Origin of the sequence: Marininema mesophilum (assembly GCF_900106775.1) — a bacterium.
In the GTDB taxonomy this organism is placed as follows: domain Bacteria; phylum Bacillota; class Bacilli; order Thermoactinomycetales; family DSM-45169; genus Marininema; species Marininema mesophilum.
The window spans coordinates 269,264-287,882 of record NZ_FNNQ01000001.1 but is presented as its reverse complement, the minus strand read 5'-3'; the positions used below and the strand labels follow the sequence as shown (position 1 = coordinate 287,882).

23 protein-coding genes are annotated in these 18,619 nt (G+C 42.8%); 19 read left to right on the top strand and 4 right to left on the bottom strand.

The features are described from left to right. Nucleotides 1-255: 255 nt before the first annotated feature. The 3 genes from BLV90_RS01200 (at nt 256) to BLV90_RS15905 (ending at nt 1,402) form a co-directional block, all read left to right on the top strand. Complete coding sequence (locus BLV90_RS01200; RefSeq protein WP_091734906.1) at nt 256-696, top strand: hypothetical protein; 441 nt, start codon at nt 256-258, stop codon at nt 694-696. A gap of 107 nt (nt 697-803) precedes the next feature. Continuing rightward, nucleotides 804-1,103 carry a DUF3055 domain-containing protein gene (locus BLV90_RS01195; protein ID WP_143034977.1) on the top strand — a complete coding sequence of 100 codons (300 nt, stop codon included), beginning with the start codon at nt 804-806 and terminating at the stop codon, nt 1,101-1,103. A gap of 176 nt (nt 1,104-1,279) precedes the next feature. Next, nucleotides 1,280-1,402, top strand: a complete 123-nt coding sequence (locus BLV90_RS15905; RefSeq protein WP_143034965.1) for a GapA-binding peptide SR1P — start codon at nt 1,280-1,282, stop codon at nt 1,400-1,402. A 103-nt stretch (nt 1,403-1,505) separates the two neighbouring features. Here the strand turns inward: BLV90_RS15905 and BLV90_RS01190 are convergent, their stop codons facing one another. Continuing rightward, nucleotides 1,506-2,969 (bottom strand): aminotransferase class I/II-fold pyridoxal phosphate-dependent enzyme, encoded by a 1,464-nt coding sequence (locus BLV90_RS01190; RefSeq protein ID WP_091734900.1) that lies wholly within the window; start codon nt 2,967-2,969, stop codon nt 1,506-1,508. Between the two features lie 175 nt (nt 2,970-3,144). Next, nucleotides 3,145-3,780 carry a YktB family protein gene (locus BLV90_RS01185; RefSeq protein ID WP_091735419.1) on the bottom strand — a complete coding sequence of 212 codons (636 nt, stop codon included), beginning with the start codon at nt 3,778-3,780 and terminating at the stop codon, nt 3,145-3,147. A gap of 355 nt (nt 3,781-4,135) precedes the next feature. Between BLV90_RS01185 and BLV90_RS16445 the strand changes: the two genes are divergently transcribed. From BLV90_RS16445 to BLV90_RS01140, 9 genes are all read left to right on the top strand, one after another. Then, nucleotides 4,136-4,327, top strand: coding sequence for a hypothetical protein (locus BLV90_RS16445; protein WP_091734896.1), 192 nt, complete (start codon nt 4,136-4,138; stop codon nt 4,325-4,327). Nucleotides 4,328-4,587: 260 nt separating this feature from the next. Further along, nucleotides 4,588-6,084, top strand: a complete 1,497-nt coding sequence (locus BLV90_RS01175) for a leucyl aminopeptidase (RefSeq protein ID WP_177167833.1) — start codon at nt 4,588-4,590, stop codon at nt 6,082-6,084. A 103-nt stretch (nt 6,085-6,187) separates the two neighbouring features. Then, on the top strand, nt 6,188-6,958 hold the full coding sequence (locus BLV90_RS01170; RefSeq protein WP_091735416.1) for a fumarylacetoacetate hydrolase family protein: 771 nt from the start codon (nt 6,188-6,190) through the stop codon (nt 6,956-6,958). A gap of 47 nt (nt 6,959-7,005) precedes the next feature. After that, entirely contained in the window at nt 7,006-7,701 is a 696-nt protein-coding gene (locus BLV90_RS01165) for an endonuclease III domain-containing protein (protein ID WP_091734889.1), read from the top strand. Beyond that, a complete protein-coding gene (locus BLV90_RS16080; protein WP_177167832.1) occupies nt 7,676-7,990 on the top strand; it encodes an iron-sulfur cluster biosynthesis family protein in 315 nt (104 codons plus the stop codon). The genes BLV90_RS01165 and BLV90_RS16080 overlap by 26 nt, the downstream gene beginning before the upstream one ends. Nucleotides 7,991-8,002: 12 nt before the next feature. Then, nucleotides 8,003-8,734, top strand: coding sequence for a glycerophosphodiester phosphodiesterase (locus BLV90_RS01155; RefSeq protein ID WP_091734883.1), 732 nt, complete (start codon nt 8,003-8,005; stop codon nt 8,732-8,734). Nucleotides 8,735-8,846: 112 nt separating this feature from the next. Beyond that, entirely contained in the window at nt 8,847-9,692 is an 846-nt protein-coding gene (locus BLV90_RS01150; RefSeq protein ID WP_091734880.1) for a deoxyribonuclease IV, read from the top strand. Nucleotides 9,693-9,730: 38 nt separating this feature from the next. Beyond that, nucleotides 9,731-10,024 (top strand): YlaH-like family protein, encoded by a 294-nt coding sequence (locus BLV90_RS01145; protein WP_091734877.1) that lies wholly within the window; start codon nt 9,731-9,733, stop codon nt 10,022-10,024. A 102-nt stretch (nt 10,025-10,126) separates the two neighbouring features. Further along, nucleotides 10,127-10,429 (top strand): hypothetical protein, encoded by a 303-nt coding sequence (locus BLV90_RS01140; RefSeq protein WP_091734873.1) that lies wholly within the window; start codon nt 10,127-10,129, stop codon nt 10,427-10,429. On the opposite strand, the gene BLV90_RS01135 is transcribed toward BLV90_RS01140, so the two are convergent. Beyond that, entirely contained in the window at nt 10,426-10,605 is a 180-nt protein-coding gene (locus BLV90_RS01135; protein WP_091734870.1) for a DUF2197 domain-containing protein, read from the bottom strand. The genes BLV90_RS01140 and BLV90_RS01135 overlap by 4 nt on opposite strands. 312 nt (nt 10,606-10,917) lie before the next feature. Next, a complete protein-coding gene (locus BLV90_RS01130; protein ID WP_091734867.1) occupies nt 10,918-12,342 on the bottom strand; it encodes an MBL fold metallo-hydrolase in 1,425 nt (474 codons plus the stop codon). Nucleotides 12,343-12,594: 252 nt separating this feature from the next. Between BLV90_RS01130 and BLV90_RS01125 the strand changes: the two genes are divergently transcribed. The 7 genes from BLV90_RS01125 (at nt 12,595) to BLV90_RS01095 (ending at nt 18,570) form a co-directional block, all read left to right on the top strand. Continuing rightward, nucleotides 12,595-13,236, top strand: coding sequence for an MBL fold metallo-hydrolase (locus BLV90_RS01125; protein ID WP_245726203.1), 642 nt, complete (start codon nt 12,595-12,597; stop codon nt 13,234-13,236). A 263-nt stretch (nt 13,237-13,499) separates the two neighbouring features. Beyond that, nucleotides 13,500-13,793, top strand: coding sequence for a lactococcin 972 family bacteriocin (locus BLV90_RS01120; RefSeq protein ID WP_091734865.1), 294 nt, complete (start codon nt 13,500-13,502; stop codon nt 13,791-13,793). Between the two features lie 429 nt (nt 13,794-14,222). Beyond that, a complete protein-coding gene (locus tag BLV90_RS01115) occupies nt 14,223-14,516 on the top strand; it encodes a lactococcin 972 family bacteriocin (protein ID WP_091734862.1) in 294 nt (97 codons plus the stop codon). A 504-nt stretch (nt 14,517-15,020) separates the two neighbouring features. Then, the gene (locus tag BLV90_RS01110; RefSeq protein WP_091734859.1) at nt 15,021-15,317 is read left to right on the top strand and encodes a lactococcin 972 family bacteriocin; all 297 of its coding nucleotides are present in this window, start codon (nt 15,021-15,023) and stop codon (nt 15,315-15,317) included. Nucleotides 15,318-15,460: 143 nt separating this feature from the next. Continuing rightward, entirely contained in the window at nt 15,461-17,647 is a 2,187-nt protein-coding gene (locus tag BLV90_RS01105; RefSeq protein ID WP_091734856.1) for a bacteriocin-associated integral membrane family protein, read from the top strand. A 4-nt stretch (nt 17,648-17,651) separates the two neighbouring features. Then, nucleotides 17,652-18,278, top strand: coding sequence for a putative bacteriocin export ABC transporter (locus BLV90_RS01100; RefSeq protein ID WP_091734853.1), 627 nt, complete (start codon nt 17,652-17,654; stop codon nt 18,276-18,278). A 79-nt stretch (nt 18,279-18,357) separates the two neighbouring features. Further along, nucleotides 18,358-18,570 carry a cation transporter gene (locus tag BLV90_RS01095; RefSeq protein ID WP_091734850.1) on the top strand — a complete coding sequence of 71 codons (213 nt, stop codon included), beginning with the start codon at nt 18,358-18,360 and terminating at the stop codon, nt 18,568-18,570. The last annotated feature ends 49 nt before the right edge of the window (nt 18,571-18,619 follow it).

Here is an 18,619-nt window from a genome sequence, read left to right as displayed (position 1 = left end):
TGGGTAGAGGAAATCAGCAGGAGTCTTAGGACGAATGAGATGAAATTAGACAATATGTCATGTGGAGTTATGGGGAAGCTCCTTCTTTCCCATAGGTAGTACTACCGTTACTTGCATAACGGGCGCTCTGCCATTTACGGTGACCGATTTCCCTGAAGAATAATACAGTTGCTAAAATATTAAGACAATGCATTGTATATTATTAGTAGATATGCTATACTGTTGAACACTCGATAGGCATGGGGGATGGATCTGATGCGCAAAACGGACCTTCTGGATGAGCTCCGTGCAGATATTGGTGTCGTGTCAGACAGGTTGGAGCGTGAGGTATATAGCCTGTATCGGTTTGTCATCCAGACATTGCATGCGAGAGTGGCGGGTTACCGTTATGTAGGTATTTATCTGACGTCTCCCGGAATTTTTCGCTGTTTTTTCCGTGCAGGGAATAGTACTCTTTCCCCTGTTGTACGTTTTGGAGAGGGTTATTTCAGCTTAACTGCGGCTAGAGGCAATGTGGTACGAGAGCAGGTTAGCGGGTGCACAGAGGTATACGTACCCTTTTATCGAGGGCATCATCTAGTGGGGGTAATCGTGGTAATTAGCGATGCTCCAGACATCATCGATGATGAAGATATTGCGCTCTTCTGTGAGTTAGCTTCTCTGTTTGAAACCAAGGTCGAGGGATGTAACTCATAATCGTTATATGCAAGAGTGTCTCACGCCGATTTTTCGGCGGTATAAATATTTCCGAATCTTTAAAAAATGTAATAGGTAAGACTAAGAAAAGGGGGTAGTCTATGAGTCTGCACGAACGTTTATATGATGAAACAGAACGTGTTCAGGTAAGATTTGTAGGATTTGTTTCAGGTAATGGAAGGTATGATTTTGGTATTGTCTACACACGCATGTTTTTTGGTAAGCCCCTTGTTGTTTGTTTGCAGACTGGGCGATCTTCACTCTTGTCACAAGACGATATCGATAACCTCGATCATATTCAGAGGGTCTATTGCCTGAAATCACGAAATGAGGCAGAAGAAGTTTCAAATTTCCTTCATCATAATGTACCGCATCTTAGTATGGAGGCTGAGGCGGAATCCGGCTAAAGAGGGTCATAAAATGAACCTATCAAAAAAGGGATTCATCAATTTACAATGGTGGATTCCTTTTTTTTGATGGATTAAAACTGTTGGTTGACATAAATGGTATGTCCTAATATAATCATTATGACATCATAATTAAAGCGCTTTCATTTGTGGCGTTACACAAAGGGGGTGACGGTATGGAAGTGATCGTTTGTAAGGATTGTGAAGATGTGATCACCTATCTCGATGGGGACAAGGCCGGCACTCTCTATGGGCATTGTGTGATGTGCCAAGAGGGCAACTGTTCGGATCACAGCTGATGGTTATATCCATATAGATGAAAAACCCGGCGTTTAAACGCCGGGTTTTTATTTAAACCACAAAGAGCTAACACTTTGTGGTTTATAAATGAGCTCTTTTTCGTCACAAATCCTTGATAACACGAACCATTTTTATATCGGGATCTTCGGGCCCTTGTACAGGAAGACCTGCTTCGAGGTGCTCGATAATGTAGTCGATGTTTTCATGGGTAATCTGCTCTCCAGGCAGGAGGACTGGAATTCCTGGAGGGTAAATCATGATAAATTCAGCAATAATCCGGCCAGCCGATTCGGTAAAAGGTATGGAGACTGTTTCTGCATAGAAGGCATCCCGTGGTGAGACGGTGAGAAGAGGGATTTCTGGTATCCGTACAGGGGCTTCCTCCCGTTGCTCTTCCATGTAAAACTGTTGAGATAGATCAGTTAGGGCATCTACCAAAATGCGAATCGTCCCATCATCGTCGCCAGGTGTGATGAGACAGAGGATGTTGTATAGGTCGGAAAGTTCAACTTCGACATTCCACTGTTTGCGTAACCACTTTTCTGCTTCATAGCCGGTGATGTTCATGCGTTCAAGATGGATGATCAGCTTGGTTTCGTCTAGATCATAGGTGGCTTCACTACCAAGTAGCTCACGTCCGATACACCGGAGGCCAGGAATCTCGTTGATTCGACGTCGCGCGGAATCAGCGAGGGCAAGAGCATGTTGTGCCAGTTCATTGCCATAAATCGCTAGATGACGTCGTGCCGCATCGAGGGATGCCAATAGTAGATAAGAAGTTGAAGTCGTAGTCAACATGCTGATAATCGATTGAACACGTTGGGGGTTAATCCGTTCAACACGTATGTTGAGCACAGAACTCTGGGTTAATGAACCACCTAGTTTATGGACACTGGTGGCTGCCATGTCTGCACCCGCCTGCATAGCAGATATGGGGAGGTCATCATGGAAATGGGTGAGCACACCGTGGGCTTCGTCAACAAGGACAGGAATGCCATAGCCATGGACACACTCTACAATCTCTTTCAAATGGGCGACCACACCGTAGTAGGTGGGGTTAATCAAGAGGACTGCTTTTGCATCAGGGTGGAGGATCAAGGTTCGCTCTACATCTTTACGTGTGACTCCATGGGCAATGCCAAGTTGTTCATCCATATTGGGGTGAACAAAGATCGGATGACCCCCTGCGAGAATGATGGCAGAAAGCACAGATTTATGAACGTTACGGGGAACGATGATCTTTTCACCGGGGTAAAGAACAGTCATTACCATTGTCATAATCGCACCGCTGGTTCCTTGTACGGAAAAAAAGGTGTGATCCGCGCCAAAGGCCTCAGCTGCTAGTTCCTGCGCTTCTTGAATCACACCATGGGGATGATGAAGATCATCCAGTGGTTCGATATTAATCAGGTCTATGGAAAGAGGGGCCTCTCCAAAAAACTCCCGAAATTCAGGATCCATACCCTGCCCTTTTTTATGGCCAGGGATATGAAACTGTACGGGATTTTTCGCTGCGTGTTCCCGTAGTTGAGTAAAAAGGGGAGTGTCTAACTGTCGTTTGTTCACTAGCGGGGCCTACCTTTCGTATCAAACTCCATAAGGGTGAGTATAGCAAACAACCGCTTTCCAGGAAAGAAAGAACTTTGTGACCATATGGATGTATGATCCATTTCGAGAGATGCTCCATACTATAGCAAAAAACCTTCACCATCGGTGAAGGAGAGGTAATCGTTATCAGGTCTTATTGAGCTGCTAAAGAGGCGATGCGGTAGAAGGGGGTGAGGGAGGAGAACGTAGTCTCCACTTTCTTTTTCAATGCCTCACCATCCGCTAATTGAGAATCGTGACGATCCAGTTCGATTCCGATCATAAATTCTGCTTTTTTCACATCAGCTAATCGTTGCAAAATTTCTCTGATCCCATCGTTCCCTAGCTCCGCTAAACTGGTCGTTTCTGGTTTGGTATGATCAGGGGAGATGACAAAGGATTTAGGAAGGGTGGAGAAAAGCTCCTTCTGTTGTTCCAGTAAATCCTTTGCGAAGCCAGGCTTGTTTGGATATTCGTAGATGATGGCGAACATCGCAAATAGATTTTCTTTTCGCATCCCTACCTGAAAATGGGGTGTCGCTTTATATCCACGTTTTCCTGCAGACCAAGCGACCCATGTTTCATCGGGAGGATGGACACTACGCCTAGCATGCTTGGCCACATGAACCACCATTTCTTCGTTAAGGAGCTTTGAAAGATAAGGGGCGACCTCTTCACCTAGAGCAGTCAATTTAGGTCGTATGGTTTCTTTTAACCCTTCCATTCGAGGTTCCAGGCCAGGAATGGAAAAGATTTCGAAATCATGTGTATCAAATCCTTGGAAGGTCATTGTTATATACACCACCATCATCGGTTTCTTTCTCTTATCATAACACAAAGGGTTGAAGTCCAAACGGGTTGGACTAGGTGAAAGCCTAGGATAGAATTTTGTAGAGATGGGATTGTACCGTGACAACTTCAGGTATTCCTGCGTACCTTAAATAAAGTAAATATTCAATCAGAACTGATCCGGAAATATCCATCGGTGAAAGGTTTATTTCTCAGGTAAGGCGGACATCCTGTAGCAAGAGCTCCTAAGTTACCAAATGTTGGGCGTCCATCGGTGAAGTTCTCATCAACCCGGGTGATGGGGACCGTCTCTTCATAAAGGAAATATTCTACGGGAAAAGGGGTGCAGCGTAGCCGTGGAAGATGTGATCAAAGCGTATCGGTGTCGGGAACCTGAGAAGCGGATCCCTGTCTTGCGACTCGAGTTGGATTACGAACTGGCCCTGCTGCATGAGGCGTTGCTTGAGAAGAATCCCCATCGAGCTGACCAGTGCATAGCGCGTCTCCGGGAACTTCGCCATGAATTGTTGATGCTGGAAGCCCTCTGACATAAGTATTAAAGGACAGAGTAAAACAGAAAAAATGGCGGTTAATGTTAGAAGAAAAGAGTGTGTCCAAGAACAAGGATACACTCGTTTTCATGTCTGCATCTAAAGGATATGAATTTTATTTGTCGAATATAAATGAGTGTGTCCCATGTGTACGGGGTACACTTTTTTGTTTCATAAAAAGGGTTGATTGAATTTCATTTATGGAAATTATTAACTGAATATTGATATATTTGATGCGTGATAAGGGGGATGTTTTCATGGAATGGAGGATTACAAAGGACCCAGTAACTTCATTAGCAGTCGATTGTTTATTGGTCATACACACTCAAGGGGGAGAATCCCTGAAGGGTTGTGCTAAGGATGTGGATACCGTTCTGGAGCACCGCCTCTCACAACTTGTTAGTGATGGTGAGATCACAGGCCGTTTCCAGGAGACAGTACTTCTTCATAATTGGGGTAAAATACCTGCAAAACGAGTTCTGGTACAAGGGATGGGAAAAGAGGAATCCTTGGACCTAGATAAAATTCGCAATGGAGTTGCGTTAGCTGCTCGGCGTGCTCGTCAGTCAGGAGTGAAGCAACTCGCTCTAGGTTGTTCGGAGACCTTTAGTCGTCGCTGGAATGCTGCTGATTTTATACAAGCGATAGTAGAAGGGATCGAATTGGGACTTTATCGTTATCAAGGGTACAAATCGGAGCGAGAGGACAAAAAAGAGCTCGAATCCATTTGGTTAGCGGTAGAGGGTATAAGTGATTCTGCGTTGGAAGCGGGTTTAGCTCGAGGGAGGGCTTTTTCAACGGGGGTGAACCGGGCCAGAGACCTCACTAATGAGCCAGCCAATAAGCTGACTCCGGTAACACTAGCGGAAAAAGCAGTAACCATTGCCGAGAAAAAGGGGTTAGAAGTAGAAATCCTTGATGAAAAACGCCTTCAGGAATTACAGATGGGGGCTTTGTTAGCAGTTGCTAGAGCAAGTAATGAGCCGGCACGAATGATAATCCTTAAGTATCAGGGCGCACCAGAAACGAAGGAAACCCTAGGTTTAGTAGGAAAAGGGGTTATCTTCGATGCAGGGGGTATTCAGGTTAAGCCAAGTGCGGGTATGGAAAAAGGAAAGGGTGATATGGCAGGGGCCGCCGCTGTGTTAGGAGCCATGGAGGCGATTGGTGAATTGAAGCCCCGCTGTAATATACTCGCGGTTATTCCTACATGTGAAAACATGATTGGAGGAGACAATTATCGCCCTGGAGATGTGATTCAATCCTTTAGTGGGAAAACGATTGAAATTCAGCATACGGATGCTGAAGGACGATTGATTTTAGCGGATGGTCTTGCTTATGCCCGTCGTCTAGGTGCTACATCCCTTGTTGATGTTGCAACTCTGACGGGTGGAGTGATTGTGGCCCTCGGATACACGGTGACAGGTTTGATGACCAATGATGTTGATTGGGCAAAGCGGGTGAAGGAAGCTGCTCGCCTCACGGGTGAGAAAATGTGGGAATTACCTATGGAGGATGAAGTAGACGAATGTCTTGCCAGTGATGTGGCTGATATAAAAAATGATGGGGGGCGACCGGCACAGGCTAGTCAGGGTGGAGCGTTTTTGCGCCATTTTGTAGAGGATGTTCCATGGGTCCATTTAGATATTGCAGGTACGTCTGGATCGAAGTTAGAGAAAGGGATACATAGTAAAGGGGCAACAGGTGTCGCCACTCGTACCATAGCTCAGTTGGCAATGAGCTTTTCTCAGTAGTAAAATAAAGATAGAGATCAAAAGGAGTTCATTTTTTCGGCGACCACCCCATTTGGGTGGTCGCCGCCGTTCAAATAAGGCTATGGAGAAAGGGAGCAAGATGATGAAAATTATTCGATTTCGTCACCATACAAGTGAACCTTTATGGGGTGTGCTAGAAGAAGAGGGAATTCGTCCATTGCCGGGGGGCCTTTTTGGAGGGGGAGAACCTGAAGGGGAGTTAATCCCATTCAATGAAGTGGAGATTCTGGCGCCTCTAGTACCTCAGAAGTTGATCGCTGTGGGCCGCAATTACACCGCTCATGCTGCGGAAAAAGGAAATGCTGTACCAACGGAGCCAATGATCTTCCTTGTTTCCCCCACAGCAGTGATTGGATCAGATGAGGTGATTCAATTGCCTAATACCAAGGATCGGATCGAGTATGAAGGGGAATTGGCAGTGGTGATTGGTAAAGGTGGCAAAGATATACCTCGTGAGAACGCATTGGAGCATGTGTTGGGCTATACTGGAGCGAATGATGTTTCTAATCGGGATTTACAGAAAAAAGATGGTCAGTTTACCCGAGCCAAATCCTTTGATACGTTTAAGCCATTAGGTCCTGTGATTGAGACAAAATTAGATCCATCGGATATCCGTCTGGTGTTACGCGTTAATGGCGAGATACGGCAAGATGGAAGAACATCGGATATGGTTCATGACATCCCTGGGCAGATCGCCTTTATTTCATCGATCTTTCCCCTTGAACGAGGGGATGTGATCTTGACGGGAACCCCTGCTGGTGTAGGCCCCTTGCGGCCCGGTGATGAAGTGGAGATGACGATTGAGGGGATTGGCACCCTTAGAAGCCGCGTAGAGGTCAAGCTGAATTCATAAATTCCTGTAGCTTTTTATGGATGGCGGAGAAGGGAATGTGAAGGGCCATGGAGATAGGAAAGTGGACGAGTCTTTATAGAAGGCTACGAGAATGGAAACCGGACTGGTCCACTCAGGATTGGTGGGGGCGAACGGATCCGTTTGAAAAGGCCTGGGGGAGTATCCTTGTCCAAAATACTACCTGGAACCATGCGGCCCGCGCATTGGATAATATGCGTGAAAGCAGGTTTATTCAGCCAGAGGATATCTTGCAGGGGGATGAACATAGGCTCCAGGAAACAGTCCGTCCGGCGGGCTTCTATAGGGCAAAGTCCCAGGCAATTCGTGGTCTTGCAACATGGTTCATCGCTAAAGGTCATATCGATCATGATGGATCGGATCAAGTCCTCGATTTACGGCGGGATTTGTTGTCCATTCGTGGAATTGGGCCTGAGACAGCCGATATGATTCTCCTATATGTATTAAAACGGCCTTCATTTATGGGAGATGCTTATACTCGGCGGATCATCAGTCGTTATGATGAAGAAACGCTTTCTTATGAAGAGGTTCGCCAAGGCGTACTGCTGGAGCTTCCTAATGTGGTGGATTTACAACTCCTTCACGCGTTGTTGGTCGAGATGGGGAAGGAACACTGTCAAAAACGTCGCCCTCGTTGCGAGGGATGTCCTTGCGAACAAAGTTGTGTATACTACAGAAATAAACAGGCGAAGGAGAGTGGTGAGCATAAAGATCCATATCGATGATCAGGCGGCAGAAGCTCTCCTGGAGAAGAGACCCGAGGAGAGTGCAGCGCTTCGTTTAGCAGTGATGAATGAAGGTTGCGGCTGTGGGGGAGATATCTGGTTTGAGATGAATTGGGATCTTCCTCAAGTCGATGATTTGCAGATAGAGGAAGCTGGGGTAAGGATCATTCTGGATTTAAAGAGCCAAGAGTATCTGGAAAAAGAGCTCTTTTTGCACTATACACCGGAGAAGGATGCCTTTTCGCTAAAGAGTAGGAATCAAATCTACTTACACCATATTCATTTGTAGAAGGAGATATCGATGTCACTACAAGTATACGCACACCGCGGTTATTCCGCAGTCGCACCTGAAAATACAATGGCCGCCTTCCAAAGAGCAGTAGATGCAGGAGCTCATGGGATAGAGCTGGATCTCCATCTGACGAAGGACGATGAAGTTGTTGTTATTCACGATGAAACAGTCGGACGAACAACGGATGGTAAAGGCCGGGTGAGAGAACTGACCCTCGATGAACTTCGTCAGTTGGATGCTGGAAGTTGGTTCGGGGAGGAGTTCAAAGGAGAAAAAATCCCTCTTCTTTCGGAAGTTCTTACCTTGGTAGCTGAAAAGGGTCTCTTAGTGAATATTGAACTAAAAAATAACAAAATCGCCTACGCCAATCTAGAGAGCAAAGTGATCACGATGCTCCAGGAATATGATCTTGTTCACCGTACAGTGATCTCTAGCTTTGATCACTATAGCCTACGCAAGGTGAAGGAACTATGTCCTGATGTAGATACCGCCATTCTCTATATGGCTAATCTATTTGAGCCTTGGGAATATGCCCGTAAAGTCGGTGTTACTTCTATCCATCCATATCGGCCGACGGTAGTAGAATCTATGGTAGCTAAATGCCGAGAGTATAACCTCCCAGTACGCCCCTTTACTATCAATCAGGTGAAAGAGATGCGCCGACTCATCGGATTAGGCGTGGATGCACTCATCACAGATAAAGTGGAACAGGCGTTTACTGAACTCAATCGCGGGGAATAATTCCCACCTTTGGTTTGATTCAGTTGCGGCTTGTCTGCCCAAAATGGTATGATGACGATGATTCAAGAAGCGCCCGAGTGAGGCGCTTCTTTCTTTAAGAGGAGTGAAGAGGATGAAATTGGGTTGCCATATTAGCGTAGCCAAAGGATTTTCAAAAGCGAGTTTTCAAGCAGCGGAGTTAGGAGCGGCGTCTTTTCAGGTGTTTACTAAGAACCCGCGTGGACTACGTCCGAAAAAGGTTGATTATGCGGACGCTGAAAAGGGAGTTGCCTTTTGCCGTGAAAAGGGAATCACTTTGGTCGCTCATACACCCTATATTACCAATCTATCGACACCAAAGGTGGACCTTCATGAGGTAACCGTACGTTCCATTAAGGAAGATCTTCATATTGCAGAAACCTATGGTGCGATAGGTGCGGTCGTCCATTGTGGAAAACATGTCGGTGAGGGGGAAGAAGAGGGTACCCGTAGAATGGTGGAAACCTTAAATGAAATCCTCGCAGATTATGATGGAGACACGCTACTTTTACTTGAAAATACCGCTGGACAAGGGACGGAATTGGGTCTGAAGATTGAAGACCTCGTCAAGATCCGTGAAGCGACGGATTATCCGGAAAAAATCGGCTTTTGCTTCGATACTTGCCATGGTTTTGCGGCAGGAGCATGGAATTTGCCTACCTTTGACGAATTGATTGAGAAGATGGAAGAGACAGGCTACCTAAAAAGCTTAATTGCTATCCATTTTAATGATAGTAAAGCTCCATACGAATCCCGCAAGGATCGCCATGAGAAGATTGGAAAGGGAGAGATTGGGGCAGAAGCGTTAACCCGTTTCCTCCATTGTGAACAACTAGAGGGCATACCGATCATCCTGGAAACACCAGTGGAAAAAGAAGAGGAATATGCTGAGGAGATTCAGTACTTACATCAGTTGAAAGAAGGAACACCCGCACATTGAAAATGTTCTACCAATGATGGCAGAGAGGAGGATATGAGATGGAAGGAATCAATGAATGGTTACGAGGGGAGCCAGCTCTAGCGTATCTGTTGATCCTGGTATTGACCAGTATCATCTATAAAGTGGCCTTTGCTCGTCGATTGCCAATTTTGAAGGCTGCCGTAGTTTATGTGGTCTTGGCAATCGGATGTATTCTCTTTTGGGCACTCTTTTTCTTGAAGTTCCCGATGATTGAGATCTTATCCGTCACCGTGGTGATGATTGCGATTGCTCGGATTCGCATGGGGACGAATCATCGGAAGGAACAGGAAGGTCCACCGACTACGTCTTAAATGGGTGAGAGTGGCTGGTTCAGCTTTTTCTAGGAGAAGCTTCTGCTTCTCCTGGTTGTGGTTAGTTTAAAAAGGTAGATTGCAAAAAGGGGAGAGTATGCAGTGCGATTAGAAGAAGCGTTATTTAACTGGCTACAGATTCGTTTAGTATGGAATGCACGCCCAAAGGACCGTTCTGCCGAGGAGACGGTCCGCTTTTTCCAGCAAATGTTACAGGAGGATCATGGTGTTAAGGAGCTTTCCATTGCAGTAGAAGCGAACAAGTACTGGGTAAGTTGGCAGAAGGATGGAGATGAAGAATCCCGTCCCTATGGTCGAGAACAGGCCGAATCATTACTTCGCAGTATTGAAACAGAACCAAAGTATAATGCTGCATGGGACTGTGGATTAGAGGATAAGAGCTAGAGATGAGGCAGAGATGGTTTTACTTGGATTAGGTGAGGAGATTCTTTGGCTTTTTTGGCGACACGTTCATGACAAGCTGGACAGAGGAAGATGCGATGGGGATGCTTGCGGATCTTCTTGGCTTGTATGGATGTAGGAACAAAGGAATCTTCACAGAGAATACATGTGACTGTCATAGCACTTTCCTCCTTTCTATAGAGAGAGTTAATTCGTCGATAATGGTTTGATTTACAGACCTGGGTATTAACAACTCCGTTATCCCAGTATACACGGATTTGTAAGTAAGAGAAAACCGTATATACATAGGAGAGTCACAGAAATATCACTGAAACGTCTCCAATCCCTTAATGTAATTTGCGAGGATCATCCGTATATCGTAGCAGGGGGTCACCGATCTCATAGTTTCGGGGTGGCAATAACTAACAAACACAGCCCCTCCCAAATCATAGGAGGGGCTGTGTTTGTTGGTGTATGGCATCTCTTGAGAATTAAGAGGAAGAAGCAGGTGAAGAACAAGTGGGGAGGTTACATTCCATCCACCGATCCCATCCACCCCGGAGGTTAATTACATCATAACCTTGTGCCTGAAGAAGGCTGGAGGCAATTGCAGAACGGCCACCCGCTTTACATTGGAGAAGGAGAGGGCGATCTTTGGAAAGTGTATCCAATTGAGAAGTGAGCTGAGTAAGAGGAATGTGTAGTGCCTGGGGAAGATGACCTGCTTCCCATTCGGAGTCATTGCGGACGTCAATCACTGTAACATCCCCTTGGTTGACGCGTTGGGCAATCTCACTAGGCTCAGCTTCTATAACCCTCTCTAGTTCACTCGCTTGAAAACGGGTAATTTCACTTGTGGGGAGGATTCCTGCAATATGGTCCAATCCAATCATCGCGAGGTCACGTTCTAATTGCTTCTGTCGCTTTTCGTCCACGATCACGACTAATGGGGGAGCATCCTCCAAAAACCACCCAGCCCATTGGATAAATGAACGATTATGAGGAAGACAAAGGGAGCCTTTAATATGACTTTGAAGGAATTCGCCAGCGGGACGTGTATCTACGAGGTAAAAGCCATCCTTGCCAAAGTCTAATTGTCGTATGTCTTCAGCAGTAAAACGTTCAGGCTTTGGCCGCTCGCGTAATAAAGGGAGATGGGAGCGATTCCACTTTTTCATACGAGAGAAATAAGGAGGTGGCGTAGGCTGTCCTGTCTGGATTTTCTTTAGAAAGCTTGCTATATCCTGATCTTGAAAAACCCAACTTGTTTGTTTTTCATAGCCAAGAGTTGACATGGGCAAAGAGCCGAGGGCTTTGCCACAGGCACTACCGGCCCCATGAGAGGGCCATATCTGAAGATGATCAGGAAGGCTTCGTATCCGCTGGATCGAGTGATAGAGGGCTTTGGCACTTATAGCGGCATTTCCTTGGACACCAATCGCCTTCTCCAAAAGGTCTGGACGACCTGCATCCCCGACAAATAAGAAATCACCCGTAAATAAACCAAGGGGAGTACGGACTGTCTCTTGGGTTAATAGAAAAGAAAGGTGTTCAGGAGTATGACCAGGAGTATGAAGTGCCTTTATACGTAATCCTCCTATGGTAAACTCATCGTTGTCTCGTAGGAAACGATGGGGAAGATCTTGCGCCCATGCATAATCTCCAGCACCCCCTTCTCCAGAGAGATACAGAGAAGCATGGGTGCGTTCGGCTAGCTCTTTTGCCCCTGAAAGTAGGTCTGCATGGATATGAGTTTCAGCAATAGCGGTAATTTGCATTCCTTCCCGATGGGCTAATTCTAGATAGGGCGTTATATCGCGACCTGGATCAACGACTAATGCTTCCTGGGAGTGGGTACAACCCACGAGAAAGGATGCGTGTGCTAAGGGTTCATAAAAAAAACGGTGAAAGTACAAAGATGTTCCTCCTCAATTAGACGGATTTTTCCAGACGGAGTCTTTGATAAAATCTATGGGAGGGTGTTCCTAGGTATCCCTTGATTTCATCAGGATATTACTTTCTAAATTTTAAGCCATCTAGCAGAATGATCTGATTGCATTTTCTACACACTCTCCTTATAATCCTGCGAATGACACGACCACATTGGAAACCCGTGCGCTTTCCGTGTAGAATGGGGGGAGATAGCATGAGGAAAGGTGGTCAGATCCTTGATCCAAGTAGAGAGCTTCACTCTAGGCTACGTGATGACCAATTGTTATTTGCTGTACCGTAAACAAGGGGGAGAAGGGATCGTGATCGATCCAGGTACTGAACCAGATGCTTTGCTAAAGAGGATCGCAGAATTACAACTTTCCGTAAAGGAGATTTTACTTACCCACGCCCACTTTGATCACATTGGTGGAGTGGAAGCGGTACGAGAAGCGACAGGGGCTTCGGTTACCATCCATCAGGCGGAGACAGAGTGGTTGACTGATTCACGTCTAAATGGTTCGGGGATGTTTCCTGGTATTCCTGAAATAAGCTGTCAACCGGCAGATAAAGTGTTGCATGGTGGCGAAACGATCTCTGTGTTGGGAGAGAAAGTGAAGGTAGCACACACCCCAGGCCATTCACCAGGGAGCCTCTCTTTTATTTTCCCACAGATGGTGTTTAGTGGGGACGTGTTGTTTGCAGGATCGATTGGCCGAACGGATTTACCTGGCGGTGATCATCAGACGCTCATGAGAAGTATCCATGACACGATCATGGAATTACCAGAGGAGACAATAGTCTACTCAGGGCATGGTCCTGTGACAACGATTGGGCGAGAACAGGAATCCAATCCCTTTGTGACAGGGATGATCGGATAAGTGGGGGAGAGATCCCCTACTTTTTTAAGTGATTGTTGGAGGAAGATCCTATGGTTGATTTGCCCACCGTTGATATAAGGTGTAGCAGGGGATAGAAAACCCCGTTTTTAACAGAAAATAATGAATATAAAGATAAAATAATTATATTTTACGATCATATAAAAAAACAAAAATTAATAGAATTATTTTTGTTTTAATTTAATTAAAAAATATTATTTTACATATTAGATGTACGAAATATAAAATTAAAGGAGGTTTGAAAAGTGAAAATCAAAAAAAGCGTAGCTACACTAGTACTTTGCGGTGCTTTGTTTACGGTAGGAGCAACAGCAGCATTTGCAAAGGTAACCCATCCAGGTGGTGGTGTATGGAGTTATGGAGAAGATTCAGTCTCTGTATGGTCCGAATATTATCACGGTAGTAAAACACACAAATCATCCGTAAAGGGACCAGATTACTATGTAAGTTCAGGATGGAAATCCAAAGGTGTATGGTCTACCGCATGGCATAAACAAAAACCGGGTTATAATGATGAAGTATTCTGGGGTACACAATAATATTTATAAATTTTCAAAAAGTGATACATTTTAATGTATGGTAAGATAAAACTTCCATATACGATAAGGTAATTACCAGAGGAAACCATTCGTATACTCTGGACATGGTCCCGTGACAACGATTGGGCGGGAACAGGAATCCAATTCCTTTGTGACAGGGATGAGTGGGGGAGGGATCCCCTACTTTTTTTGAGTGATTGTTAATATTGGATGAAAATCGAAGGGTTGATTTGCCTATCGTTTACTTAAGGTGTAGCAGGGAATAGAAAATTAAATACAAAAATACAATTTGATAATTTCATAAAAAATAGAATTAATGGTAGAATATTTTTGTTTAAATTTTTAATTTTAAATATGTGTTGACTTAATATAATGAGTTGTATTATTATTTTAGATGTATGAAATATAAAATTTAAGGAGGTTTGAAAAGTGAAAATCAAAAAAAGCGTAGCTACACTAGTACTTTGCGGTGCTTTGTTTACGGTAGGAGCTACAGCAGCATTTGCTAAGATGGCCTATCCAGGTGGTGGTACTTGGAACTATGGAGAAAATTCAAGCTATGTATATTCTAATTATTATCACAAAACTAAAACACATAAATCATCCGTAAAGGGACCAGGCTACTATGTAACTTCAGGATGGAAATCCAAAGATGTATGGACTTTCGCATTGCATAAACAAAAAAAGGGCTATGCTGATAGAACATACTGGAGTACAAAATAATATTTTCAAAAAGTGATACCAGTTAATGTATAGTAAGATAAAACTCCCACGGTAAATACTGTGGGATTCCTATTTATAATAGAATAAAAAGATTATTTTCATGCTAATTCTTGTATCCTTTATTACCCGATTGTAACTATAGACTTTTGTTGTTTATTGGGATAAAAAGGAAATATTGCTAAGACGCTAAAAATCGTGTTTTATCAGGGATGAGATGTGATCCCCTACTTTTTAATTGATGAAGATCCAAGATCCTATGGTGCCCATCGTTGATATAAGGTGTAGCAGGGGATAGGAAATTCCAATGTTGTTCCTGATAGAAAACACTGAACATAAAAAAACAAAATAATTATATTCAATAATCATACAAAAATAATTAAATTAATAGAATTACTTTTTAAATTTAATTAAATAATTTTTATTTTACATAAGTATTGACTAAATATTATGAACTATAATAGTGTTTAGATGTATGAAATATAAAATTTAAGGAGGTTTAGAAAAGTGAATATCAAAAAAAGTGTAGTCTCACTAGTACTTTGCGGTGCTTTGTTTACGGTAGGAACAACAGTAGCATTTGCTGAGGTAACCCACCCAGGTGGTGGTGTATGGAGTCATGGGACAGATTCAAACTCTGTATGGTCCGAATATTATCACGGTAGTAAAACACACAAATCATCCGTACAGGGTGTAGATTTCTTTGTAACTTCAGGATGGAAATCCAAAGGTGTATGGTCTACCGCATGGCATAAACAAAACCCGAATTATATGGATTATGCATTCTGGAGTGTACAAGAATAATATAAACACTTTCAAAAAGTAATATATTTTTATGTGCGGTAAGATAAAAATCCCACGGTAAATACTGTGGGATTCCTATTTATAATAGAAAAAAGTGAAGGTGTATTAATGATGTATCTTTAGAATGGAAAAGAGGTAAGTATATGAAAAAGATTATTTTCATGCTAATTCTTGTATCCTATTCATTATCCTCATTTATATTGACGAACTACTACGAAGCTAAAGAAGTCCATGAGTTACAATCGGGTAATAAAGAGCGTATCAATGTAGTTGGTTGGGATAAAAAAGAAAAGGTTGAAGAAAAATTAAATAAAATAACGAAAATATCCCGGGATGAAAAAACAAATATATACAAAGTGATATATAAACCGGTAAAAACAGCTGAGATGCCAAAAATCGTGCTTTATGTGGCACTTGGAGATAAGAAAAAGTTCCAGCAACAATTTCAATTAAAATGGGGGAATTTTTTCAGAGAAAACGAGCCAAAACAAAACTTTCTTTCATCCCATAACGAGAAAGATAATCAGCAAATTGGAAGGATAAAATTATTTTCACCTACCACAATGGCTGAGGTTCGATTATTAGAAGCTGCAAAGTACGAAAATATTAGAGGGACGTATTTGATCGATAGTCAAAATAAGAAGATTTTAACGGATATAAAACAACGGATGAAAACAGAAGTCGGACTCGATGTAAAAAAGGAAACTACTCTAAGTGTAATGGATATATTTAATGATGAGGGGATCAACTCCTATCTTTTTGTCATCTTGATCATCGTGATGGTTCTCATATGTTTATGTTTCTTGTACTATATCCTCTTAAGTTTTAAAGAGTTAGCCATTTTAAAAATGTTTGGGAGTTCCGATGCGGGATTAATCGTTAAGCACTTAATGAAGATGAGTATCATTATTCATCTGATGGCTTTAGGAACGGTACTTCTCGGACAAGCATTGATTTTAGTTTTCTACAATGGGATGAGTAAAATTGTTGATTTTTCTACTGAGTGGATGACTTGGCAACTTATTTTCACCTGCGCTTCTGTGTTAATCAGTTTCATTCCTTTTTTGATGGTCTATCACATCGATATTGCTGCGATGTTGAAAAATAAAAAACCAATAGGGCTCATTCAATTTCTTAACTACAGTTCAAAATTGATCCTTACAAGCTTGATACTATTTTTATTCGCCAATCTCTTTCACGATTATCAAGAGTTTCGTGTACAAACATCCAATCAAGAAAAGTGGGAAACTGCTAAAAGGTATGCTTTCTACGAATATCAAGCAGATAATCCTGAAAATCTAGATCAGTGGGAATATGAAACCGGATTGAAAAGTAAAAAGCTATTTAAACAAGCGGATCAAAAAGGAGCGATTTTAGTAAGTCCAGCGGATGGAATCGTGTATAAACAGAAAGTAAAAGGTTTTCCGCCATATGATCCCGATTCGGGCAATGTGATTTATGTAAATAATAACTTTCTAAAGGAAAATCCTGTTTATGATACAAAGGGGAATTTAGTGACAGTGCCAGAAGAAGATGACCGCAGGATTGTCGTTTTAGTACCTAAAAGGCTGGCTGGGGATTCACAATTGAAAGATACATATAAGAAGTGGTATCAGTTTAAGAGGTATATTGATGAGGATATGCGCAATAAGAGAATTGGAAAAAAGAAAAGACATCATCCGAAGGTAAATGTAACTATCATCCCAATCAAAGATCAGCAAAAACACTTTTTGTATAATCCTGAAATAAATAAAGCGAATCAAAATTATGGTGTGGATTCTGTGCTTGTTGTAGTAAATGGAAACAATATGGGTGGAGATAGCTATCTAAACTATCTAACCAGTGGTACTTTCTTTGCAAAAACAAGTCAAATGGATAAGCCATATGAAGGATTGAAACAGGATATTGCGTCAGCAGGTTTGAAAGACATCATTCTTACGACACCTTCTTTGTATAGCAAAGTAGATAGTTACCTGTTTGAACTTAAAAATAAAATGAAGATCAATTCGCTTCTGTTTTTTGTGCTACTGACTGTAGGGGTTGTCATCACGGTGTTTATGACTCTGAACTACCTGGAGAGAAACAAGATGATACATGCGGTGAAGAAAGTAAATGGTTATTCATTCTATAGACGTCATTACCATTTCATCGGTACGGTTGCTCTCTTATGGATGATTATAGCTGGGGGCGCGATAGCTTTTAAAAGTTCGATTGTCACCAGTATCATCCTTTTATTGTCCGTTTGTTTAGTGCTGGAAGTCATCATCATCTACGTAGTGATTAAGATCGGAGAAAGCAAAAGAACAAAAGATACCTTAAAGGGAGCTTGATAATATGGCGATCACAATGAGTAAACTATGCAAAAAACTAGGGGATAAAGTGATATTTAGTAACTTTAATCTCGAAATACAAGATGGTGAACTGGTGGCGATTACTGGACCGAGTGGGAAGGGCAAATCGACTCTTTTAAATATAATCGGACTTTTAGAAGACCCAGATTCCGGTGATATCATTATTAAAGGGATGAAAAATCCGTGGAAAAAGGAAAGAGAGAAAATCAAGTTAATTAGGCACTCAATTGGGTACCTGTTTCAAAACTATGCTCTGATCGAACAGGCGACGGTTAGTAAAAACTTGGATATTGCCCTAGCTTATTCGGATGTAGAGGATAAAAAGAAGGAAAAGTACCGGGCACTTGAAAGAGTGGGCTTACCTGAAAAATTGAATAAAAAAGTATATGAGTTAAGTGGAGGAGAGCAACAAAGGGTAGCATTAGCTAGGTTAATGTTGAAAAAAAGTGAAATTATCTTGGCGGATGAGCCTACAGGCTCCCTTGATATGGAAAACCGAGAGGATGTGTTCAACCTATTAAAGGAACTAAATGAAGAAGGCAAAACGGTGGTAATTGTTTCTCATGATCCTGATATTGCAGCAGGTTGCCAGAGGAGGGTGGCATTATGAGTGTCCCCTTCTTATTGACGATAGAAAGTGGATAGTTCATCCTTGAAATGGAAAGGTTCCCTAAGAAGGAGGAACGGTCATGGCGATTACTGTACTGAATGTAAAGGGGATGTCTTGTGATCATTGCAAAGCATCCATAACAGGGGCTTTAGAGAAAATATCGGGTGTTGATAAAGTGACGGTGGATATCGATGCTGGAATTGCAATTGTGGAGCATCAGGAGACGATAAGTGATATCAACATCTTGAAGGAAGCAATCGAAGAGCAGGGGTATGATGTGGAAGAAGGGTAAGTTCAAAGATACAGGGCTGACTACGGGAGAGTTGCCTCCTATAGTCAGC